General features: G+C 68.6%; 24 protein-coding genes. 10 read left to right on the top strand and 14 right to left on the bottom strand.

Annotated features, from left to right (window positions below; all coding sequences use genetic code 11):
- The 4 genes from VDQ18_RS06330 to thpR all read right to left on the bottom strand — a co-directional run bounded on the left by VDQ18_RS06330 (nucleotide 1) and on the right by thpR (nucleotide 1805).
- A complete protein-coding gene (locus VDQ18_RS06330; protein WP_107754861.1) occupies nucleotides 1–144 on the bottom strand; it encodes an entericidin A/B family lipoprotein in 144 nt (47 codons plus the stop codon).
- 92 nt (nucleotides 145–236) lie between these two features.
- Complete coding sequence (locus tag VDQ18_RS06325; RefSeq protein WP_323020142.1) at nucleotides 237–971, bottom strand: SDR family oxidoreductase; 735 nt, start codon at nucleotides 969–971, stop codon at nucleotides 237–239.
- A gap of 3 nt (nucleotides 972–974) precedes the next feature.
- Nucleotides 975–1211, bottom strand: a complete 237-nt coding sequence (locus VDQ18_RS06320) for an Lrp/AsnC ligand binding domain-containing protein (RefSeq protein WP_107754859.1) — start codon at nucleotides 1209–1211, stop codon at nucleotides 975–977.
- 54 nt (nucleotides 1212–1265) lie between these two features.
- Nucleotides 1266–1805, bottom strand: a complete 540-nt coding sequence (gene thpR, locus VDQ18_RS06315; RefSeq protein ID WP_323020141.1) for an RNA 2',3'-cyclic phosphodiesterase — start codon at nucleotides 1803–1805, stop codon at nucleotides 1266–1268.
- 98 nt (nucleotides 1806–1903) lie between these two features.
- Here thpR and VDQ18_RS06310 point away from each other — a divergent pair, with 98 nt between their 5' ends.
- The gene (locus VDQ18_RS06310) at nucleotides 1904–2275 is read left to right on the top strand and encodes a DUF6455 family protein (protein ID WP_323020140.1); all 372 of its coding nucleotides are present in this window, start codon (nucleotides 1904–1906) and stop codon (nucleotides 2273–2275) included.
- A gap of 68 nt (nucleotides 2276–2343) precedes the next feature.
- Here VDQ18_RS06310 and VDQ18_RS06305 read toward each other — a convergent pair whose 3' ends face one another.
- Together VDQ18_RS06305 and VDQ18_RS06300 are read right to left on the bottom strand one after the other, a co-directional pair.
- Nucleotides 2344–3966, bottom strand: coding sequence for a BCCT family transporter (locus VDQ18_RS06305; protein WP_323020139.1), 1623 nt, complete (start codon nucleotides 3964–3966; stop codon nucleotides 2344–2346).
- A 151-nt stretch (nucleotides 3967–4117) separates the two neighbouring features.
- Nucleotides 4118–5650, bottom strand: coding sequence for an ATP-dependent DNA helicase (locus VDQ18_RS06300; RefSeq protein WP_323020138.1), 1533 nt, complete (start codon nucleotides 5648–5650; stop codon nucleotides 4118–4120).
- Nucleotides 5651–5748: 98 nt separating this feature from the next.
- Between VDQ18_RS06300 and VDQ18_RS06295 the strand changes: the two genes are divergently transcribed.
- Together VDQ18_RS06295 and VDQ18_RS06290 are read left to right on the top strand one after the other, a co-directional pair.
- The gene (locus VDQ18_RS06295; protein ID WP_323020137.1) at nucleotides 5749–6504 is read left to right on the top strand and encodes an HAD-IIB family hydrolase; all 756 of its coding nucleotides are present in this window, start codon (nucleotides 5749–5751) and stop codon (nucleotides 6502–6504) included.
- Complete coding sequence (locus tag VDQ18_RS06290; RefSeq protein WP_323020136.1) at nucleotides 6497–7723, top strand: glycosyl transferase; 1227 nt, start codon at nucleotides 6497–6499, stop codon at nucleotides 7721–7723. The genes VDQ18_RS06295 and VDQ18_RS06290 overlap by 8 nt, the downstream gene beginning before the upstream one ends.
- Here VDQ18_RS06290 and VDQ18_RS06285 read toward each other — a convergent pair.
- Both VDQ18_RS06285 and fabD read right to left on the bottom strand, forming a co-directional pair.
- Nucleotides 7720–9387: a sugar phosphorylase gene (locus VDQ18_RS06285; RefSeq protein ID WP_323020150.1), complete on the bottom strand. Its 1668-nt coding sequence runs from the start codon at nucleotides 9385–9387 to the stop codon at nucleotides 7720–7722. The genes VDQ18_RS06290 and VDQ18_RS06285 overlap by 4 nt on opposite strands.
- 596 nt (nucleotides 9388–9983) lie before the next feature.
- The gene (fabD, locus tag VDQ18_RS06280; RefSeq protein ID WP_323020135.1) at nucleotides 9984–10913 is read right to left on the bottom strand and encodes an ACP S-malonyltransferase; all 930 of its coding nucleotides are present in this window, start codon (nucleotides 10911–10913) and stop codon (nucleotides 9984–9986) included.
- A gap of 139 nt (nucleotides 10914–11052) precedes the next feature.
- Here fabD and VDQ18_RS06275 point away from each other — a divergent pair, with 139 nt between their 5' ends.
- Nucleotides 11053–11463 carry a DUF2852 domain-containing protein gene (locus tag VDQ18_RS06275; RefSeq protein ID WP_107754836.1) on the top strand — a complete coding sequence of 137 codons (411 nt, stop codon included), beginning with the start codon at nucleotides 11053–11055 and terminating at the stop codon, nucleotides 11461–11463.
- 78 nt (nucleotides 11464–11541) lie between these two features.
- Here the strand turns inward: VDQ18_RS06275 and VDQ18_RS06270 are convergent, their stop codons facing one another.
- Together VDQ18_RS06270 and VDQ18_RS06265 are read right to left on the bottom strand one after the other, a co-directional pair.
- Nucleotides 11542–11946: a metallopeptidase family protein gene (locus tag VDQ18_RS06270; protein WP_323020134.1), complete on the bottom strand. Its 405-nt coding sequence runs from the start codon at nucleotides 11944–11946 to the stop codon at nucleotides 11542–11544.
- A complete protein-coding gene (locus VDQ18_RS06265; protein WP_323020133.1) occupies nucleotides 11943–12896 on the bottom strand; it encodes a helix-turn-helix domain-containing protein in 954 nt (317 codons plus the stop codon). Before VDQ18_RS06265 ends, VDQ18_RS06270 begins: the two co-directional genes overlap by 4 nt.
- A 58-nt stretch (nucleotides 12897–12954) precedes the next feature.
- On the opposite strand from VDQ18_RS06265, the gene VDQ18_RS06260 reads away from it, so the two are divergent.
- The 3 genes from VDQ18_RS06260 (at nucleotide 12955) to VDQ18_RS06250 (ending at nucleotide 15725) form a co-directional block, all read left to right on the top strand.
- Complete coding sequence (locus VDQ18_RS06260; protein ID WP_323020132.1) at nucleotides 12955–13680, top strand: alpha/beta hydrolase; 726 nt, start codon at nucleotides 12955–12957, stop codon at nucleotides 13678–13680.
- A gap of 77 nt (nucleotides 13681–13757) precedes the next feature.
- A complete protein-coding gene (gltX, locus tag VDQ18_RS06255; RefSeq protein WP_323020131.1) occupies nucleotides 13758–15083 on the top strand; it encodes a glutamate--tRNA ligase in 1326 nt (441 codons plus the stop codon).
- 63 nt (nucleotides 15084–15146) lie between these two features.
- The gene (locus VDQ18_RS06250) at nucleotides 15147–15725 is read left to right on the top strand and encodes a GNAT family N-acetyltransferase (protein WP_323020130.1); all 579 of its coding nucleotides are present in this window, start codon (nucleotides 15147–15149) and stop codon (nucleotides 15723–15725) included.
- Nucleotides 15726–15756: 31 nt separating this feature from the next.
- On the opposite strand, the gene catB is transcribed toward VDQ18_RS06250, so the two are convergent.
- The 4 genes from catB to VDQ18_RS06230 form a co-directional block, all read right to left on the bottom strand.
- Nucleotides 15757–16380 carry a type B chloramphenicol O-acetyltransferase gene (gene catB / locus VDQ18_RS06245; protein WP_323020129.1) on the bottom strand — a complete coding sequence of 208 codons (624 nt, stop codon included), beginning with the start codon at nucleotides 16378–16380 and terminating at the stop codon, nucleotides 15757–15759.
- Nucleotides 16381–16595: 215 nt separating this feature from the next.
- Nucleotides 16596–18485 carry a vWA domain-containing protein gene (locus tag VDQ18_RS06240; RefSeq protein WP_323020128.1) on the bottom strand — a complete coding sequence of 630 codons (1890 nt, stop codon included), beginning with the start codon at nucleotides 18483–18485 and terminating at the stop codon, nucleotides 16596–16598.
- A 96-nt stretch (nucleotides 18486–18581) separates the two neighbouring features.
- Complete coding sequence (locus tag VDQ18_RS06235; RefSeq protein WP_323020127.1) at nucleotides 18582–19277, bottom strand: NUDIX hydrolase; 696 nt, start codon at nucleotides 19275–19277, stop codon at nucleotides 18582–18584.
- A 7-nt stretch (nucleotides 19278–19284) separates the two neighbouring features.
- Complete coding sequence (locus VDQ18_RS06230) at nucleotides 19285–19683, bottom strand: DUF983 domain-containing protein (protein ID WP_107754828.1); 399 nt, start codon at nucleotides 19681–19683, stop codon at nucleotides 19285–19287.
- A gap of 223 nt (nucleotides 19684–19906) precedes the next feature.
- Between VDQ18_RS06230 and VDQ18_RS06225 the strand changes: the two genes are divergently transcribed.
- From VDQ18_RS06225 to VDQ18_RS06215, 3 genes are all read left to right on the top strand, one after another.
- Nucleotides 19907–20533: a hypothetical protein gene (locus VDQ18_RS06225; RefSeq protein ID WP_323020126.1), complete on the top strand. Its 627-nt coding sequence runs from the start codon at nucleotides 19907–19909 to the stop codon at nucleotides 20531–20533.
- 99 nt (nucleotides 20534–20632) lie between these two features.
- Nucleotides 20633–21232: an RNA polymerase sigma factor gene (locus VDQ18_RS06220; protein WP_323020125.1), complete on the top strand. Its 600-nt coding sequence runs from the start codon at nucleotides 20633–20635 to the stop codon at nucleotides 21230–21232.
- Complete coding sequence (locus VDQ18_RS06215) at nucleotides 21229–21654, top strand: hypothetical protein (protein ID WP_323020124.1); 426 nt, start codon at nucleotides 21229–21231, stop codon at nucleotides 21652–21654. The genes VDQ18_RS06220 and VDQ18_RS06215 overlap by 4 nt, the downstream gene beginning before the upstream one ends.
- Nucleotides 21655–21656: the final 2 nt, after the last annotated feature.

The raw sequence follows: 21656 nt of genomic DNA, 5'->3' as shown, positions 1-21656 counted from the left end.
TCAGATATCCGACTGGACCTGACGGGCGGTGCTGGAGACGGCCTGGCCGGCAGCCTGGACGTCGCGGCCCGCGCCTTCGACGGTTTCGCAGCCGGCAACGGCGGTGACAGCGGCAAGGGTCAGAACGAGGATCAGCGGTTTCATGGTTGTCTCATTGCTTGTTGGGGAAAGGGAAACGCGCGGCACCGTCTCCGGTTCCCGCGCGTGATGCCTTTCCCACCGTTCAGCGGGTCTTCTCAGCCGCGACCCAGCCAGGGCATGTTGGTGGCCATGATCGACAGGAAGGGGATGTTCGCCCCCTTGGGCAGGCTGGCCATGTGCAGCACCGCCGAGGCCACCTCGGGCAGTTCCATCATCGGCTCGGCCATCAGCCGCCCGTCGGCCTGGGTGACGCCCTTGGCGATCTTGTCGGCCAGCGCGGTGCGCACATTGCCGATGTCGATCTGCCCGGCAGCGATGTCGAAGGGCCGCCCGTCCAGCGCCAGCGTCTTGGTCAGGCCGGTCACCGCGTGCTTGGTCGCGGTATAGGCCACCGAGCCCGGACGCGGCGCATGGGCGCTGACCGAGCCGTTGTTGATGATCCGCCCGCCCATCGGCGCCTGCCGCCGCATCTGGCGGAAGGCGGCCCGAGCGCAGAGGAACATGCCGGTGAGGTTCACATCGACCATCCCGCGCCAATCTGCGACCGACAAATCGTCGATCAGCGTGCCGAGGATCGCCTTGCCGGCGTTGTTGAACAGCACGTCGAGGCGCCCGAAACGCTCGACCGTCGCGGCAAAGGCCGCATCGACCGCCGCCTCGTCCGTCACGTCGCATTCAAGGGCCAGTGCATTGGGATTGTCGCCCGCGACCTCGGCCAGCTTGTCCGTGCTGCGGGCCAGCAGTGCGACCTGCCAGCCCTCGGCCAGAAAGCGCTCTGCCGTGGCGCGCCCGATCCCGGCGCTGGCCCCGGTGATGACGATGACCGGCATCGCTCAGAACGCCTTGAAGGTCATGGTGGTGAGCGTGCGCACGATGTCGGGCACGCCGAACAGGTTCTCGCTCAGGTAATGGCCGACATCCTCGTCAGCGGGGATATAGACCTTGGCGATCAGGTCCCAATCGCCCGAGGTCGAGAACAATTCGGACACGATCTCGCGGTCATAGATGGCGCGGGCGACCTCGTAGGTCTTGCCGGGGGTACAGCGGAACTGGACGAAGACGCAATGCATGGGGGCCTCCTGATTTCGGGGGCAGGTTAGGCAGAGGGCGCGGGCGGCGCAAGGTCAGCCGAGCTTGTAGCGAGCGAGCGGGTCGTAGACCGGCCCTTCGGGGCGCAGGGTGGAGCGGTAGAGCACCATTTCCTCGGCCAGCCACAGGTCCGAGGTCAGGGGCTCGACCGCCTGCATGGCGCGGGCCAGCGCTTCGGGCTGCGCCTCGCCCTTGCGGAAGCGGCCCAGCGTCACATGGGGGATGTATTTTCGCCCCGGCACCTCGATGCCCACCTCGCGCGCGGCGCGGGCCGCCTTCATCTGCAGCGCATTCAGCCGCGCGTCGCCAGCGATCCGGGCAAAGACCGCGTCGGGGTCATTGCCGCCGAAACTGCCCAGCCCGTCCAGCCTGAGCAAGGGCGCGTACCGGACCATCGCCTCCAGCGCGTTGTGGAAATCCTCCAGCACCGGCTCGGGCTGCCGGTCCAGGAAGACCAGCGTGACATGGAAGGTCTCGGGCTCCAGCGGGCGGGGCAGGGGCAGGCGATGCTGCGCGATGGTCAGCCGGTCGAGGATCGGCTCGGGCAGCGGCAGGGCGAGAAAAGCTCGGATCATGTCCCTGCCTAACGGCCGCCTTGAGCCAGATCAAGGCGCGGCGGGGCAGGGGCGGCTAGGAAAGGGGCGAAGATCCGCAGCCGCAAGGGAGGCTCCTGATGATGGAACGGTTCCTGCGCATGTTCCGGCTCAGTCGCGACATGCATGAGATCGAAGCGATGACCGACACCGAACTCGCCGATCTGGGCGTCAGCCGGACCGAGGCGCTGTCGCTGGCGGCGCTGCCGGACGATGTGCCGGTGCGGGTCGCGGCCATGGCGCGGATCTACGGGCTTGAGGTGGATGATCTGCTGGCCGACCGCCGCGTCTGGCATGAGCTCTTGCACGGCTGCAACCATTGCACCGATCTGGCCACCTGCCACCGCTTCATGGCCCGGGCCGAGCCCGAGGCGCCGGTCGATCCGGCGGCGCTGGCTTTCTGCCCGAACCGCGCGACCTTCGACCATCTGTCGCGGTCGCTGGCGGTCTGAGACTTTCCCCGTGACGAAACGGGCGGCAGGTTCCCCTGCCGCCCGATTCTGTTTCAGCGTGGCCAGTTTCAGCGTGGCTCGTCCATCAGGCCCTTGATCAGGGCGTAACAGGCCAAGAGCAGCACGATGGCGAAGGGGAAGCCGGTCGACACCGCCATCGCCTGAAGCGCCCCCAGCCCGCCGCCGATCAGCAGCGCGGCCGCGACCAGCCCCTCGAACGTCGCCCAGAAGACCCGCTGCGCCACCGGCGCATCGACCTTGCCGCCGGCGGTGATCGTGTCGATCACCAGCGAGCCCGAGTCCGACGAGGTGACGAAGAACACGATCACCAGCACGATGGACAGGAGCGAGGCGATGAAGGTCAGAGGCATCTGCGTCAGCATCTCGAAGAGCTTCAGCTCCAGCGCCGCGTCCTGGGCTCCGGTGAAGCCTTCGACGATCAGCTGGTCCAGCGCCGCGCCGCCCAGCACCGTCATCCAGACGATGGAGACGGCGGTCGGGATCAGCAGCACGCAGGTGATGAACTCGCGCACCGTGCGGCCGCGGCTGACGCGGGCGATGAACATGCCGACGAACGGTGACCAGCTGATCCACCAGGCCCAGTAGAAGGCCGTCCAGCCCTGCGAGAAGTTCGCATCCTCACGGCCGAAGGGGTTCGACAGCGGGATTAACTCACTGGCATAGGCGCCGACATTGTCGACCAGATCGCCGAACAGGGTCAGCGTCGGCCCGGCAAAGAGGATGAACAGCACCAGCACCGCGGCAAGCACCAGGTTGACCTCGGACAGCAGTTTCACCCCGCCATCGAGCCCGCGCAGCACCGAGAAGAGCGCGGCGCCGGTGATCAGCGCGATCAGCACGATCTGCGAGGTGGTGCCGATCGGCACGCCGAAGAGGTAGTTCAGCCCGGCATTCGCCTGCTGCGCGCCCACCCCCAGCGAGGTGGCAAGGCCGAAGAGCGTGGCAAAGACCGCGAGGATGTCGATGACATGCCCGGGCCAGCCCCAGATCCTTTCGCCGAAGATCGGGTAGAAGATCGAGCGCACGGTCAGCGGTAGGCCCTTGTTATAGGCAAAAAGCGCCAGCGACAGCGCGACGATGGCATAGATCGCCCAGGGGTGCAGGCCCCAGTGGAAGATCGTCGCCGCCATCCCCAACGCATGCGAGGCGGCGGCATCGCCCTCGGCCCCGCCCAGCGGCGCCCAGTCGGTGCGCACGCCGTTCTCCAGCGTGACCCCGCCGAACGAGGTGGAATAATGCGAGATCGGCTCGCTCACGCCATAGAACATGAGGCCGATACCCATACCGGCCGCAAAAAGCATGGCGAACCAGCCGGCATAGCCGTAATCGGGCGTGGCATCCCGCCCGCCGATCCGCACCTTGCCCAGGGGCGAGATGATCAGGCCGAGGCAGACCAGCACGAAGATGTTGCCGGCCAGCAGGAAGAACCAGTCGAAGGTCGAGGTGAGGAAATCCCTCATGCCGGTGAAGACCGGGCCGATGGTGTTCTGGAAGGCCATGGTGATGATGACGAACGCCACCACCGACAGGCCGGACACGGCAAAGACCGGGTTATGGATGTCCAGACCCAGAAGCTGGACGTTGTTCTGACCGATTTCGTAATCGGTCTCGATCAGATTTGCAGGCCCCTCGGGGGCGGGTATGGCGTCGCCGTCGGTGGAATCGGACAAGCCTTCCCTCCTTTTTGGTTATCGGTTTCGCTATTTTCCGGGGGCGTCTCCCACCGGATCGCCCTGCGTAACAAGTCTGTTACCGACATGAAAGCCCGTAAGCGACGCTTTTTGCTACAAAATGACGCATCCAGCGTGTGTGTTCCGCGACTTACTCGCCCTGAGCTTCCAGCGCGAAGGGGGCAGGCGTGCCGCCCAGATCGTCGATCCTGAGGGGGCCGGAGGGCCGCGCCAGCCGGTTCCTGACCACCCAATAGAGCCGGTGCTCGGCCCGGGTGATCGCCACATAGGCCAGCCGTTTCCACAAGGGGACACCCGCCTCCGTCCGCCCCATCCGGGCCGCGACGAAGAGGTCGGGGGCGAAGACCTGCACCTCGGGCCACTGGCTGCCCTGCGCCTTGTGGATCGTCACCGCCGCGCCATGCAGGAAGGCCGCGCCCATGGTCGCGGCATAGGGGATGAAGGGCTCTTCCTCGCCCTCCTTCTCGATCTTGATGATCGAGGCGGCCGAGACCTGCGGCTCCTCCGCCCCGAAGACATGAAGCCGCGAGAAGCCGGGCCGCTTACCGGGGCCGAGGTAGACGCATTGCGCCCCCTTGATCAGCCCCCGCGCCTCAAGGTCGATGCGGCGCTTGCGGTGCTTCAAGGGCAGTTCCAGCCCGTCGCAGATCAGCGGCTCGCCCGGCATGAGGTCGGTTTCCGGCGCGCCATGGGCGGCGCGGAAGGCATGGATCAGCTTGATCCGCGTCGCGTTGCGCCAGACCAGCACCGGCGAACGCGCCATCAGGTCGCTTTCCACCCGCCCGGCCCAGACCACACGCTCGTCGCGCTGGGCGGTTTCCTCGATCATCCGCTCGAATTGCTCGAATTCCAGCGCGGGATCGGCCAGGGCATGGGCCAGATCCAGGATCGGGTTGTCCTGCGTCTGGCGGTGAATGCGGTGCAGGACCAGCTTCTGCTTCTCGGGCAGCGTGTCGAACACCATCTCGCCCGATTGACCGACCGGCGCCAGCTGCGCGGGGTCGCCGAACAGGATCAGCGTCTGGAAGATTTCCTGCAAATCGTCCATCTGCCGGGCGTCCAGCATCGAGCTTTCATCCACAAATCCGATATCCAGCGGATCTTCGCGCCGTTTCCAGCCCTTGATGAAATCGGATCCCCGAAGCCCCGCGGCGGCCAGCGCGCCGGGAATGGATTTGACGGTCTCGTAGAAGGCCTTGGCCCGATCGAGGGCGGTATCGGGCAGATCCTCGATCACCGGGCGCTCGATATTGCCCTCCAGCCATTCGGCGATCTTCTCGTATTCCGGGTCATAGACCGGGGTATAGAGGATGCGGTGAATGGTGGTCGCGGGCACGCCGCGGTTCCTGAGCACCGAGGCCGCCTTGTTGGTCGGCGCCAGGATCGCCAGCGTGCGGCGTTCCTTGCGCCGCCGCCCCTCGTAATCGCCGCTGACGGTTTCGACGCCCGCCGCCTCCAGCGCCTTGGTCAGTTCGGCCAGCAGCATGGTCTTGCCCGAGCCCGCCTTGCCGATCACCGCCATCAGCGCCTTGTCGGCGTCGGGATCGGGCGCGTCCGAGGATTCGCCCGCCAGATCGACGCCCGCTTTTTCCATGACCTCGGCCAGGGCATCCCAGGCGGCGGCCTGGTCTTCGGAGAAGGTGAGGGTCTTGGTCACGGTCATGCGCGCGACATTAGGGCAGGGCGGGGGCAGGGGAAAGCGGACTTTCGGGGTGGTCGCCGCGCCGCAGCGTGCTAGGCTTTGACGGGAAGGGAGATCGCGTGCGGCTCATCGTCTTTACCGACCTCGACGGAACCTTGCTGGATCACCAGACCTATGACGCGCAGCCCGCGCGGCCGATGCTCGAGCGGCTGGCGGCCCGGGACGTGCCGGTGATCCTCGCCTCCTCGAAAACCGCGGCCGAGATCGCGGTCTGGCAGCACGACCTCGGCCTGACCCGCTGGCCCGCCATTGTCGAGAACGGCGCGGCGCTGGCCGAAGGGGCGTTCGACGACAGCGCGTACCGGCGGATCCGGGCGGAACTGGCGCGCCTCTCCGCCCCGTTCCGCGGCTTTGGAGACATGACGCTGGCCGAGGTCGCGGCGCTGACCGGCCTGACCCCCGAGGCCGCCGCGCTGGCGCAGACCCGCGCCCATTCCGAGCCCGGCCTCTGGCAGGGAACCGAGGCGGCGCTGCCCGCGTTCCTCGACACGCTCAAGACTCGCGGCATCACCGCCCGGCGTGGCGGGCGGTTCCTGACGCTGTCCTTCGGCGGCACCAAGGCGGGCCGCATGACCGAACTCGCCACCCGCTTCGGCGCCGACACTGCCATCGCGCTGGGCGACGCGCCCAACGATGCCGAGATGCTGGCCGCCGCCGATTGGGCGGTCATCGTCCGAAACGACCACGGGCCGGGCGTCGCACCCCTGCCCGACGAGACGGGAGTCATCCGCACCCGGGCGCCCGGTCCGGAAGGCTGGCGCGAGGGCATGGCGGCGGTGCTGGACCGCCTGGGGATCGGAGAGACGGATGGCTGACTTCCACCAGAACGGCAACATCGCCCAGTTCCACAACCTGCGCACCCGCCCGCTGGAGGAACTGGAATACCGGCTGGAAACCTTCGCCCAGACCCGCAAGATCAGCCTGATCCTGCCGTCCCTCTATTCCGAACTGGAAGGCCCGGCGCTGGAGAACATCCTCGCCGAACTATCGAAGGTCAAATACTTGCACCGGGTCATCATCGGCCTCGATGCCGCCGACGAGGGGCAGTTCCACGCCGCCCGCCGCTTCTTTGCCCGCCTGCCGATCAACCATGTCGTGCTGTGGAACGGCGGGCCCCGCCTTCAATCCCTGATGAAGCGGCTGGAGCCGCATGGCCTCTGGCCGATCGAGGCCGGCAAGGGCCGCAACGTCTGGGGCTGCATCGGCTATCTGATCGCCTGCGCGGACAGCGCGGTCATGGCGATCCACGATTGCGATATCGTCACCTACAACCGCGAGATGCTGTCGCGGCTGGTCTATCCGGTGGCGCATCCGGCCTTTCCCTACCACCTGTCCAAGGGTTTTTACCCGCGGATCGGCAACAACAGGCTGGGCGGCCGGGTGACCCGCAATCTGGTCAGCCCCCTGCTAATTTCCTTGAAGAAAGTGCTGGGGGACAGCGATTACATCGACTACCTGCGCGCCTTCCGCTACCCCCTGTCCGGTGAATTCGCCATGCGCACCGCGACGCTGCCCGATTTGCGCATGCCCTCCGACTGGGGCCTCGAAATCGGGGTCCTCAGCGAAGCCTGGCGCAACCTCGGCCCCCGCGCCGTCTGCCAGGTCGAGATCGCCGATGTCTATGACCACAAGCATCAGGACCTGTCGGCCGAGGACGCGCAGACCGGCCTCAACCGCATGTCGATGGACATTTGCAAGGCGATCTTCCGCAAGCTCGCGGCCGATGGCGTGGTGATGAGCGCCAATACCTTCCGCACGCTGAAGGCCACCTATTACCGCCGGGCGCTGGACATGCTGGAGGTCTATTCCAACGACGCGCAGATGAACGGCCTCGCCTTCGACCGCCCGGCCGAGGAACGCTCGATCCAGCTCTTCGCCGAGAACATCATCCAGGCCGGGCAGGTCTTCCTGGAGAACCCGCAGGAACTGCCCTTCATCCCCAACTGGAACCTGGTGAACGCTGCCGAACACGACTTCCTGACCGATTTCCGCGCCGCGGTTGCGGCGGATATGAAGGACAGCGAGCCCGCCTAGCCGATATTGCTGATCCAGCGGCATTGATAGGGGGCGAAGGGGATCGGGCCGTCGGGCGTGATCCGCTCGCCGCTCAAGAGGTCGCGCCATTCCTCGTCCTCGATGAGGTTCAGCGCGTAGCCGTCCAGGTCCAGCGCCTCGTCCGAGACATTGTGCAGCGCGAAGATGGATTGCTGCCGGTCGAGCGATTGCCGCCAGACGCCCAGCAACCGGTCCTCCAGCTGCAGGGTCAACTGCGTGGCGTTCGGATGGAAGCCCGCCTGCCGGGACCGGATGCGGAGGCGGCGCTGCATCTCGGACAGGACCTGCGCCTGATCGCTGGCGGGATCGTCGAGCCGTGACAGCAGCTCGGGATAATGCCAGCGGTGGCGGTTGATCGCCCGGTTCATGCCGCGCCGCGTCACCGCCTCGTGGTCATTGGGCGTGGCCAGCAGCGAATGGATGTAGAAGGCAGGGATCCCCTCCAGCGACATGACGATGGTCTGCGAGCAGAGGAACCGCGCGATCTTGGCCGCTTCCTCGCCGTTGAAGCTGCGGCTCATGGCGTCGAAATAGCCGCAGTTCAGCTCATAGACCGCCTGCTGCCCGCCCGGCAGCGCCCGCATCGACACCAGCCCCCCCGCCGACTGGATGCTGGTGATCAGCCGCAGCACCTCGTCGGGCGGCAGGATCCCCTCGACCGGACGCATGCCGATCCCGTCATGGCTGGCGGTGAAGTTGAAATAGGCGCAGCCCAGCGGCGCCGGCGGCATGGCCCGGAGCCAGCGCCTGAGATGGCGCACATTCCCCGACAGAAGCGCGTGCAGCACCAGGGGCGGCAGGGGGAAGTTGTAGACCATATGCGCCTCGTTCCGACGGCCGAAATAGCTGAGGTTCTCGGCCTTGGGGACATTGGTCTCGGTCAGCAGGACGACCTTTTCGGTGGCGAAATCCGCCAGAACGCGCATCAGTTTGACGATGGCATGGGTCTGCGGCAGGTGGATCGAGGGCGAGCCGGGCTCCTTCCAGACAAAGGCCACGGCATCGAGGCGGATGATCCGCACCCCCTGGTCGATATGCAGGCGCAGGAGGCGGATGATCTCCAGCAGCACCTCCGGATTGTGGAAATCGAGGTCGACCTGATCGTGGCTGAAGGTGCACCAGACATGACGGGTGCCGCGGCTGGTCTCGACCGCGCGCAAGAGGGGCGTGGTGCGGGGCCGGACCACGGCCGAGAGGTCGTCCTCGGGCGAGGCTTCCTTGAAGAAACCGTCATAGGGCGGCTTGCCCTGCCGGTAATCGGTGAACCAGGGGCCCTGGCTCGACACATGGTTCAGCACCATGTCGGACATCAGCGTGAAGGCCGCGCCGATGCGGCGGATATCGGGCCAGTCGCCCAGGGCCGGGTCGACCCTTGTGTAATCGGTGACGGCGAAGCCATCGTCCGAGGTATAGGGAAAGAACGGCAGGATATGCACGCCGTTCAGCGCGCCGCCCAGCCTCCGGTCGAGGAAATCCAGAAGCAGATCCAGAGGCTTGTGGCTGCCGTCGGTGATGGAATTGCCATAGGTGATGACCAGCGCGTCCCGCTCGGACCAGAGCGCGTTCGAGGGCCGCCGCGGCCGCTGGCGCCGGGTGCGCCCCTCGGGCCAGAAGGCGGCGATCACCGCGCCTGTCAGCGCCATCGCGTCGCGGTCCGGGTAGAGCGTGGCGAGCAAGCCGTGAAGGCGGCTGCGCAGGCTGCGGGTGACGGCGGGATCGGGGATGGGGACCTCGACTTGGCTTGGGGTGGTCCGGAAAGTGTATCGCCCGGGGGCCAAAGAACAAGCCGCGGGGCGCCCGGGGGCGCCATCACCCCGGCGCTGCCCGCGCGCTGAGCGCCGCTGCCCGATCCGGTGGCGCCTGTCGGATGGGCAAAGCGGCGGGAGGCACGCTCCCACCCGCCCACCCCGCGCGCCTCCCGCCGCGGCGAGGTCGGCACGGGTTGCGAGACCCGGGGGCCTTCTGCCCCCGGACCCCCGAGGATATTTGCAGAACGAAGATTGAGGCTGGAGGCCTCTTAACCCTCATCTTCGTTCTTGAAATATCCTCGGGAGGATTTTCAAGGAGGGTGGAAAACCCTCCTTGAAGCTGGGGGTGCGGGGTGCGGGCTCCCGGCCGCGCCACGGGCGCGGCGTTCGCGGCTGAAACGCGCCACCGGCGCGTTTCCAAGACGCCGCTCACCCCCCCGCCTCCGGTCGCCCGCAGCGCCCGCGGGAGCGGGGAAGGAGGGCGAAGCCCCTCAGCCCTTCAGCGCGGCGATATCGGCGGGTGTGCCGACTGCCTTGCAGTCGGCCTCGCGGTCGATGCGGCGGATCATGCCGGAGAGGGCCTTGCCCGCCCCGATCTCCCAGAATTCGCGGACGCCCTGCTCGACCATCCAGGCCACCGACTCGCGCCAGCGGACCGAGCCCGTCACCTGCTCGACCAGCAGCTGGCGGATGGTTTCGGGGTCGCTCACCGCCTCGGCGCGGACGTTGGCCACCACCGGCACGGCAGGGGCGTTGATGGTGACGGCGGCCAGCGCCTCGGCCATGGCCTCGGCCGCGGGCTGCATCAGCGCGCAATGGAAGGGGGCGGAGACCGGCAGCATCAGCGCCCGTTTGGCGCCGCGGGCCTTGGCCAGTTCCACCGCCCGCTCGACCGCCGCCTTGTGGCCCGAGACCACCACCTGCGCCGGGTCGTTGTCATTGGCGGCCTGGCAGACCTCGCCCTGCGCCGCCTCGGCCGCGACCTCGGACGCAGTCGCGAAATCGAGGCCCAGGAGCGCGGCCATGGCCCCCACGCCCACCGGCACCGCCGATTGCATGGCCTGCCCGCGGATCCGCAGCAGCCGCGCGGTATCGGCGAGGCTGAGCGAGCCCGCGGCCGCGAGCGCCGAGTATTCGCCCAGCGAATGCCCGGCGACGAAGGCCGCGTCGGTCAGCGCGAAGCCCTCGGCCTCGAGCGCCCGAAGCGCCGCCAGCGAGGTGGCCATCAGCGCCGGCTGGGCATTGGCGGTCAGCGTCAGCTCGGCGATATCGCCCTCCCAGATCAGCGAGGACAGAGTCTCGCCCAGCGCCGCATCGACCTCGTCGAAGACGGCTTTCGCGGCCGGATAGGCCAGGGCCAGATCGCGCCCCATGCCGATGGTTTGCGCCCCTTGTCCGGGGAAGACGAATGCGCGGCTCATGCAATTCTCCTGAAAGTCCGATTCAGGATTAGGCATAGCGTCAAGAAAAAATCCACCCCCGACCCTTGAACCCCGGCTTGCCATGCCCACCTATGTGAATGTAAATAACATTTACACCACAACAGAAGGAGACCTCATAATGACCGCCATCGCCGCCTGGCCGCGCAGTGCCGAAACGTGGCTCGACGAACGGGGCAAGGGGGCGTGGATCGCCGCCATGGTGCTCGGCTTCATCGTCTTCTGGCCCATCGGGCTGGCCATTCTTGCCTATATGATCTGGGGAAAGCGCATGTTCAACAAATCCTGCAACCGTTCGCACCGCCACAACCAAAGCCACGCCTGGGCAATGCACCGCCCCTCGGGCAACGCGGCCTTCGACGCCTACAAGACCGAAACGCTGAAGCGGCTCGAAGAAGAGCAGGAGGCCTTCTCGGACTTCCTGCGCCGGCTGCGCGAGGCCAAGGACAAGGCCGAGTTCGACCAGTTCATGGATGACCGCGCCCGCCGCCGTGCCGACGAGGCCCGCAGCGTCCAGCCGGTCGACAACTGATCGGGGCAACCTCCCCCCAGGACGAACCCAAGACCAACCCAAGACTGACAACGAAAGGGGCCCACGGGCCCCTTTTTCCTATTCCCACCAGCGGTCTATCGTGGCGATGTCCTCGTCCGACCAGCCCAGGTGATGGGCAAGTTCGTGGACATAGACATGGGTGACCAGCGCATCCAGCGCCACATCGCCGCGCGCGCACCATTCGTCGAGGATCGCGGCGCGGAAGAGCCAGATCATGTCCGGCTGCTGCGCCACATCCATCAGGGATTTCTGCGTCAGCGGCACGCCGTCATAGAGCCCGGTCAGCTCCAGCGGGTCGTCGATGCCCAGCTCGTCCAGGATGTCGTCGGGCGCGATGTCCTCGACCTGCACGGCGACGCCCCGGGCGGCGGTGGCGAAGGGTTCGGGCAGCGCGGCGATGGCGGATTGCACCAGCGCCAGCAGCTCGTCCACGCTGGGCGCGAAGCGTCCTTCCCAGCTCATGCCCCGCGCCTCCAGAGGCCCGGCGGCAGGCCATAGGCCGCGCGGAAGGCGCGGGAAAAGGGCGCCGGGTCGCCATAGCCCACGGCGAGCGCGATCTCGGCCACCGGGCGATGCGCCTCGGCCGGGTCGCGCAGCATCTGCGCCGCCAGTGCCAGCCGCTCGCGGCTCAGCGCGGCGGCGAAGCCGTCGCCGTCGACCGCCAGAAGCCGCTGCACCTGCCGCGGCGAGAGGCCCAGCTCGGCGGCGCAATCACCGAGGCTCCAGCCCGGCCGCGCCGCCCTGGCCCGGATCAGCGCCCGGAGGCGCAGGAGCGGCCCGGCTTCGCCGGTGTCGGCCCCCGCGACCAGCCCCAGCAGCGTCCGCAGCACGGCGTGCAGACCCTCCACTGCCACCCCGCGCTCGGCGCCCTGAAAGAGGGCCTGCGCCGCTTCGGTCAGCAGGCGGCCATAGACCGGATGATCGGACAGCCGATGCGGCCCGGGGGCGAAATCCGCCGCCACCAGCCGCTTGGGCAGCAAAAGCGAGGCCACCCTCAGGCCCGGGCGCCGCGAATGGTCCAGCGTGAAGACCCGGTCGCTGTCAAAAAGCCCCAGCTCGCCCGGATGCAGGTCCAGCCGCCGCCCGGCCTGTTCGATGCCGCAGATGCCGTCGAACTGCAGGTTCACGTACCAGCAGGGCTCGGGCGCGGCGGCGATCCCGGCCGGGGTGCGGCGGACCTGATGGGCGCGGGCCGAGACATGGTTCAGCGCCCCCTCGGGCATGGCATGGGAACGCACGGTCGAGCGGAAGCCCGCGCGCGCGGCTTTCGGCAGGTCCGGCGCCAGCGGGGTGAAGGCGGCGCAGATCCCTTCGCGGTAGAAATCGAAGGCCTCTTCCGGGCGCACGTCGCGGGTGTCCCAGACGCGGGGCGGGCTGGCGGATCGGGTCATCGCGGCGGCGGTTTGGGTCATGGTCGCCAGATGAACATTCTGACAAGGTGCCGTCCAGTCAAAGCTGAATGAGGAGCAGATGGCGACTTACGTTCTCGTCCATGGCGCGTGGCATACCGGCGCCGAATTCGAACCTACCGCGCAGGCGATGCGCGCCGAGGGCCATATCGTCCATTGCCCCACCATCGCCGGGAACCGGAAGGGCGACAGCAGGCGCGTCGGGCTGGAGGAGGCCATCGCCTCGATCGTCGATTATCTGGCCGACAACGGGCTGAGCGATGTCGTGCTGCTGGGCCATTCCTATGGCGGGATGGTCATCACCGGCGTTGCCGACCGGGTGCCCGAGCGGATCCGGCGCCTTGTCTACTGGAACGCCTTCGTGCCCAACGACGGCGAGGCGCTGAACGATCTGGTGCCGGCGCATTACGTGGCGCTCTTCGATGCGGTGTCGAAGGCGCGCGGCGACAATTCGGTCATGCTGCCATTCCCGATCTGGCGCGATGCCTTCATCAACGACGCCGATCTGGCCACGGCCCAGTCGGCCTTCGACGTGCTGAACCCGCATCCCTATGCCACCTTCACCGACAAGATCCGCCTGTCGAAGAACCCGGCCGCGATGGAACTGCCGAAATCCTATCTCTATTGCACCGAGGATTGCGCGCTGCCGCAGGGGCTGGGCTGGCACCCGCGGTTGTCGGAAAAGCTGGGCCTCTTCCGCCTTGTCGCCATCCCGGGCAGCCATGAGCTGTGCTTCACCGATCCGGTGGCGCTGGCCGGGGGCATCATGAGGGCCGGGCGCGACTGAACCCGGGGGGCGGGACGGGCGACGATATGGACAAATCGCGGCCGCTGGTTCAAGACAGCGACCAACAGGAGTTCGCCATGACCGTCACCCGTTTCGCCCCGTCCCCCACCGGTTACCTGCATATCGGCAACCTGCGCACGGCGCTGTTCAACTACCTGATCGCCAAAAAGACCGGGGGGCAGTTCATCCTGCGCCTCGACGATACCGATCAGGAGCGGTCGAAACAGGAATATGTTGACGGCATCCTGACCGACCTCGAATGGCTGGGCCTGCATTGGGACCGGATCGAGCGGCAGTCGGAACGGCTGGAGCGCTACGCCGAGGTGGCCGACCAGCTGCGCGCCTCGGGCAAGTTCTACGAATGCTTCGAAAGCCCGACCGAGCTGGACCTCAAGCGCAAGAAGCAGCTGAACATGGGCAAGCCCCCGGTCTATGACCGCGCGGCGCTGGCGCTGACCGAGGCTGACAAGGCCAAGTACCGGGCCGAGGGGCGCGAGGGTTATTGGCGCTTCGAGCTGGTGCAGGAGCGGATCGAATGGACCGACGGCATCCTCGGGCCGATCTCGATCGACGCGGCTTCGGTTTCCGACCCGGTGCTGATCCGCGCGGACGGGCAGGTGCTTTATACCTTCGCCTCCTCGGTCGATGACACCGATATGGGCGTCACGCATATCGTCCGCGGCGCCGACCACGTGACCAACACCGCCACGCAGATCCAGATCATCGAGGCGATCGGCGGCACGCCCCCGGCCTTCGCCCACCATTCGCTGCTGACCGGCGCGCAGGGCGAGGCGCTGTCGAAGCGCCTCGGCACCCTCTCGCTGCGCGACCTGCGCGCGCAGGGGGTGGAGCGGATGGCGCTGCTCAGCCTGATGGCCCGCCTTGGCTCGTCGCAGCCGGTGGAACTGCGCGCCAACCTCGACGAGATTGCCGAGGGCTTCGACCTGTCGCAATTCGGCGCCGCGCCCACCAAGTTCGATGCCGAGGATCTGTGGCCCCTGACCCGCGCCCACGTGCAGGCGCTGCCCTTTGAGGCCGTGGCCGACCGCCTCGCCGCGCTGGGCGTCCCGGCCGAGACGGCGCCCGCCTTCTGGGCTGTGGCGAAGGAAAACGTCACGAAGTTGGCCGACGTCGACGGCTGGTGGGCGCTCTGCCGGGACGGGGCCGAGCCGCTGGTCGCGCCCGAGGATGCCGAGTTCATCGCCGAAGCCATGACGATGCTGCCGCCGCCGCCCTACAGCGCGACCAGCTGGTCGGAATGGACCAATGCGGTGAAGGCCGCCACCGGCCGCAAGGGCAAGGGCCTGTTCATGCCGCTGCGCAAGGCCGTCACGGGGATGGAGCACGGGCCGGACATGGCCTCGCTCATGCCGCTTCTGCAAAAGGTGCCGGGCCGGGGTTGATCCCGTCCCGCAAGCGAACCGACGCCGCCCCGCAACGGGCGGCGTTTTGCTTGAGGAAAGCCAATGTCCGATGCCCTCTGCCACGCGCTGGCCCGCGCGCTGATCGCCGATCCCTTCTACCGCGCCGTGACCGACCGGGCGGGGGATGAAGGCGAACGGCTGGATCTGCTGTCCCGCTACCTCGACGCTTCGCGTACCGAGGCCCGGGTGATTGGCGCCGTCGAGGAGGAGGGCGCGCAGGCGGCGGCGTTCTGGCACCTGCCGGGCGTCGCGGCGGAAGTGGCGGAAACGGCGGCGAAGGCCAAGAAGGCCGCGTTCCTCGCCGCCATCGGGGCCGAGGGGCTGACGGCCTATGAGACGCTTTGCGCGGCGATGGGGGCGCAGACACCCGGGGCGCTGGGCTCGGCCTGGTATCTCTCGATCCTCGGCACCGATCCCGCGGCGCAGGGGCAGGGGCTGGCCTCGCGCCTGCTGTCCCGGACGCTGGCCCGGGCCGATGCGGCGAGGGCGGTCAGCTATCTGGAGACGTTCAACGAGGCGAGCCTGCCGTTCTACGCCCGCCACGGCTTCACCGAGGCGAAAGCGCTGGCCGAGCCGGTGACCGGCAGCGCCTATTGGCTGCTGGTCCGCCCCGCACGCTGAGGGCCGCCCGCGTGGGGCGGCCCCCCGGGGCTCAGCCCGCGCGCCAGAAGCGGTGCAGGCCTTCAACATCGCCGCTGGTCAGAAGCGGCATCGCGGATTTGAGCCGCTCTTCTGGCCAGTCCCACCAGCGCATCTCCTGCAACAGGGCGATCCGCTCGGGCGTGAACCGCGCCCGGATCGGCCGCGCCGGATTGCCGCCGACGATGGTGTAGGGCGCCACGTCCTTCGTCACCAGCGCGCGTGTGCCGATCACCGCCCCGTCGCCCACCGTGACGCCGGGCAGGATCACCGCCTCGGCCCCGATCCAGACATCATGGCCGATCACCGTGTCGCCCGCGGGCAGATAGCCGTTGGCGGCACCCGCGAAGGCCTCGACCTCGGACATCCAGAAGAAGGGGAAGGTGCTGATCCACTCGGCCCGGTGGCCCTGATTGCCGGCCATGATGAAGGCCGCCCCCGTACCGATGGAGCAGAAGCTCCCGATCACCAGCCGGTCGGCGCCCGGTTCGGGCGACAGATAGCGCGCGCATTCGTCGAAGCCATGGCCGTGATACCAGCCGGAATAATAGCTGTAGCGGCCGACCACGATGTTGGGATTGGTGACCAGACGGTCAAGGGTGATCCCCCGGAAGGGGCTGTCGAAAACCTGGGTCATGAGAGACTCCGTTCTGAAGAGCCTGCGCAGGGCAGGCGAAAACCCGGCACGGACCCCGGGGTCCGGCCGCCTTGCCCCGCGTTCTGGCGGGGCCGTCTTCAGAGGGTTCGTCGGGTCGCTTTCATGGTCCCTTTCGCCCGCAGGGGCGGTCCTGTCCGCATAAACTGGGGCAGGGAAGGGGCGGCGTCAATCCGGGGAAAGACGCCGCCCGCAGGTCACTTGCCGGGCGCCGCCGGGGCAGGGGGCGGCACGATCCCCGGCACCACGGTGATCGCCCGCCGCGCCAGGATCTGCCGGTTGCCGCGCATGTCCTCGGCCACGAAGCGCAGCTCGTAATCGCCATTCTCGGCCGGGGCCCAGAGCGTCATCCGCGAGGACCCCGGGGCGAGGTAATCGTAGCTCAGCTCGCCCGAGAAGTCCTGATTGCCCACCGGGCTCAGGTCGATCCAGCTGCGGCCATTGGCAGGGCCGGTGAAATCGACCGTGACCTCGGTCCCCGGGCCGACCCGGTCGGGGGCGCTGAGCGTCGCCTGCGGGGCGGTCACCGTCAGCGGGCGGGTCAGGGCGATGACGCGGCCCTCGGCGCCCTCGACGATATAGCGGATGTCGTAGGACCCGGGCGCCAGCGGCAGGATCAGCGACAGAGGATTGCCCTCGTTCACATAGGCATCCGAGGCCGCGGCATTGGTGCGCTCGGCGCCCGCCTCGATGATGTCGATGTAATCGCGCTCACCGGCGGGGCCGACCCAGTCGACGTTCAGCATCGCGCCGCCCATCCCGCTGTCGGGTGCCTGCAGCGCGTAGGCCAGCTCCGTCACCTCCAGCGGTTGCGAGGCGAGGACGCGGGGTTCCTGGCCCTCGACCTCCTCGACATAGCGCAGGGTATAGCGGCCGGGCGTGGCGGGCACGGCGATCCGTGCAGGCACGCCGTCCCGCAGATAGACATAGCTCGGCACGGCGTTGAACCGGTTGCCGCCCTCCTCGATGATGTCGAGGTAATCGAGGGGGTTCAGCGGTCCGCCCACCTCGACCGTCAGCACGCTCAGCGCCGGGGCGCTCAGCGGCGCGGTGAGGTTGGCGTCGGGCAGCGGCCGCTCGAAGGGGCGGGTGAATTGCGGCACCTCGGGGTTGGTCCCGGCGACGAAACCGGCGTCGAAGGAATAATCGAACTCCGCATCGCCATTGAACAGGGTGCAGCGGGCTTCCTCGATGAAATACGAGCCCGGCGGGTCGAATTGCCAGGCGGCGCAGGCCGTGTCATCGGCGCAGGCCTGCTGGCACATCTCGGGCGTGCCATCGGCGGGGAAGCTGATCTCGGCGGGGAACGCCCCGCCCAGACCACGGCTGCGGCCGGTCGGCTGCAATTGCAGACCGTTCATGAACGCGGGGCCGGGATACCAGGGGCCGGGCTGGACGACAGGTTCGACCGGCAGCGGCTCGGGCTCGGGCTCCGCCACAGGTTCCGGGGCGGGCGCGGCCAGCGTCTGGGTCAGCGCCTCGGTCAGCGCCGCCGCGTCATCGGCCTGGAAATAGCGCCCGCCCGTTTCCTCGGCGAGGCACGCGACCTGCGCGCCTTCCTCGGCGCTGAGGCCGAAGCCCACCACATGGGCGGTGAAATTCACGCCCGAGGCTTCGAGTTCGCGCCCCAGGGCGCAGGGATCGGCCTCGCAGGTCTCGATCCCGTCGGTGACCAGCACCACCGTTGCCGGATCTTCCGAGGACCGCAGCACCTCGGCCGCGCGGCGCACGGCCTCGGTCAGCGGCGTCCGCCCCTGAAACCGCATGGTGTTGACCCGCTCGGCGATGGCCGAGGCGCTGCCCGGCGCGGGTTCGACCATCACCTCGATGTCCGAGCAATCGCCCCGGCGGCGGTGGCCATAGGCGATGAGGCCCAGCGTGGCGCCCGGGTCCATCCCGGCCAGCACATCGGCCGCCACGTTGCGGGCGATCTCCAGCTTCGGCACGCCGTCGATCTGGCCCCACATGGAGCCCGATCCGTCCATGACGATCATTGTGCGGGGGGTGATGGGGGTGGTCTGCGCCAGAACGGGCAGGGCGGTCGGAACGGCAAGGCCCAGAAGAAGCGGCCTGAGGAATGAAGGCATCACGGAAATCCCGGTAGTTGAAAACCGGGAAGTATTCTCGCGCCTTGGGCTTCAAGGCAAGAGGGGGTCACGGCGACGTCAGATGCGGACCGCCGATCAGGCGATCCGGCGGAACATCGACTCGGGGCCGGAATTGTCGAAGAAGGGCACCGAATCCTGCGGCCCCTCGCGCAGCACCGCCTCGGCCTCGGCCAGCACCACCTCGGTGATGAAGGGCAGATCCAGCGCCCGCGCCTCGGCCAGGCCGATCCAGTGCAGGTGGCTCAGCTCGTCCGTCGCGCGTGAGAAATCGTCGGGATCGCCCGCCAGATCCTCGGACCGGGCCAGGAAGAACCGCGCGTCAAAGCGGCGCGGGCGGCCGGTCGGCGTGACGGCGCGGAACACGAAGCGCAGGCAATCGCCCGCGGGCAGCATCCCGGCGCTGGCGAAATCGGCCCAGTCGGCGGGCGCTTCGCCCGGCCATTCCCCGGGGCGGCCCAGCATCAGCCCGGCCTCTTCCCAGAGCTCGCGCACGGCGGCGGCAGCCATCGCTTCGGGCGTGGGCGCGGTCTTGGTCACCGGCAGTTGCACCAGCCGCCGACGCTCGGCCTCGGGCAGCGGCGCGGCGGGGGTGACGCTGCGGTCGCCCGGATCGACGGCGCCGCCCGGGAAGACGTATTTCGACGGCATGAAGACCGCTCCGGCCCCGCGCTGGCCCATCAGCACGCGGGCGCGGTCGGTGCCGCCGTCGCGCACGAGGACAATCGTCGCGGCGTCGCGGATCTGCGGCGGGGCGGGGGCCTCGTCCTTCATCGTGCGCTCAATCCTCGCCGCCAAAGCCGTGCATCCGGCGCGACCATTGCAGGGCGACCAGCGCGCCCTTGAAGCGCGGCAAGAGCCACAGCGCCATGACCAGCGCCAGCGTCCAGCAGAGCGTGATCATCACCCAGGGCTCGGGCCGGAAGGCCAGGAAGACGGCCAGATACAGCGCCATGATGGATTTGCCGACCACCAGAATGGTCAGATAGGCCGGGCCGTCATCGGCGCGGTGATGGTGCAGGTCCTCGCCGCAATCGGGGCAGGCATCGGCCACTTTCAGATAGCCCGTCATCATCCGCCCGGTGCCGCAATTGGGACAGCGGCGCGCCCAGCCGCGGCGCAGGGCCGGGCCAAGCGGGCGGTCGTCGACGGGTTCGGTCGAGGTGACGGTCAGGGTCATGATGCGCCTTTCGCCGAAGAGCGGCAATGCGGGGTGCGCGCGGGTCTTCTGGCGCACCAGCACGTCTGCAGTGGCATGTCTGGATTGGCCAGACCATGGTCCAAGCAAACGGACAGGTCAAGTTCGCCTTTTGCCGAAACCCTGCGACGGAATGACCGGCGTGGCCCGTTAGACAGGCATCAACGCGCCGACAGAGGCTTCGGCGCCGGATAGGAGAGAGAGAATGAACGCCAAGACCCTGACCGCCGTCGCGCTGCTGATCGCCGCCCTGCCGGCCGCGTCCTTCGCGCAAGGCGCCCCCGTCCGTCCGACCCCGCCGACGCTCGATTTCGCGGCGGCCGATACCGACGGCTCGGGCGGCATCTCGGCCCAGGAATGGACCGCCTATTCGGCGACGCTGCACAGCGAGATGCGGGCCCAGCGGATCGCCGAGCGTGCCGATGCGCTGATCGCCGCGGGCGATGCGAATGGCGATACCGCGCTGGACCGGGACGAGCTGATCGCGGCGATGACCGCCCAGGCCGACGAACGCCGCGAGGCGCGCGGCGAGCGCCGCGGGCCGATGGGCGGCATGATGCGCGGGATGATGGGCGGTCACCACGGCGAGGATGGCCACGGCCGCGGCGGCTGGGGCCGTGACGGCGGGCGCCCGGAAATGCGCGGTGACATGCACGGCCCGCGCGGCGGTGAACGCGGCGGCGACCGTGGCCCGCGGGCGATGGGCGGCGATCGTGCCGGCCACGGCTTTGCCCGCATCGACGCCAATGGCGACGGCCAGATCGACGCCGAGGAACTGGCCCATGCGCAGGAGATGATCAACTGGATGGCGCAGCGCCCGGTCCGTAACTGACCCCGGCAACCGCGTAACGGTTGCACGATGACCTCCCGGGCGCTAGGCCGAAGCCTCGGCGCCCGGGTTTCCGAACCCCCGGCGACCTACCGGAATGTCATGCCAAGGGATACCACCGAGCGAATGACCGCCCCCGAGAGCGAGAGCCTCAGCGACGACGCGCTGCTCGGACGCTATGCGGCGGGCGATGCCTCGGCGGCGCGGGTGCTGGTCGACCGGCTGGCGCCCCGCATCCTGCGGCTGGCCACGCGCCTGCTGCAGGACCGGGCCGAGGCCGAGGACGTGACGCAGGAGGCGCTGCTCAGGCTCTGGCAGATCGCGCCGCGCTGGGAAGCGGGCGGCGCCCAGCCCTCGACCTGGCTGCACCGGGTGGCGGTGAACCTGGCGACCGACCGGCTCCGGCGGCGGCGGGGCGTGGATTTCGACAGTATCGACGAGCCGGACGATCCCGCCCCGGCGGCGGTCGAGACGATGATTGATGACGACCGCCGCCGGGCGCTGGATCAGGCGCTGGCGGCGCTGCCCGAACGGCAGCGCGTGGCGGTGGTGCTGCGCCACCTGGAGGGATTGACCAATCCCGAGATCGGTGCGGCGATGGGGATCGGGGTCGAGGCCGTGGAAAGCCTGACCGCGCGGGGAAAACGGCGTCTGGCCCAGCTGCTTGAGGGCCGGCGCGATGAACTGGGGTATGACCGATGACGACGGATCGCAGGACGGATGACGCGGGCGGCTTCGACGACAGCCTGCTCGACGCGCTCTTCGCCGAGGCCCGGGACGAAGCCCCGGCGCCGCTTGCGCAGGCATTCGAGGCACGGCTGGTGACGGCGGCGCTGGCCGCCCAGCCGGGGGCCATGGCCCCGCGTCCCGGCTGGCTGGCGCGGTTCCGGGCGATGCTGGCCGATGTCGGCGGCGCGCCCTCGCTCGCGGGCATGGGCGTGGCGGGGCTGGCGGGGATCTGGATCGGCTTTGCCGCGCCGGGCTCGACCTCGGATCTGGTGACGACTTTCTGGCAGGGGGCGGCCAGTGTCTCGCCCTCGGTCTCCGACTGGGCGCCCGCCACCTCCGGCGAGACGCTGGCGCTGGGCGAGCTGCTGACCCTGATCGGCGACGAGACGCAATGAGG

The sequence above is a fragment of the Pararhodobacter sp. genome, from assembly GCF_034676075.1.
In the GTDB taxonomy this organism is placed as follows: domain Bacteria; phylum Pseudomonadota; class Alphaproteobacteria; order Rhodobacterales; family Rhodobacteraceae; genus Pararhodobacter.
This window is presented reverse-complemented; position numbering and strand designations above follow the sequence as displayed.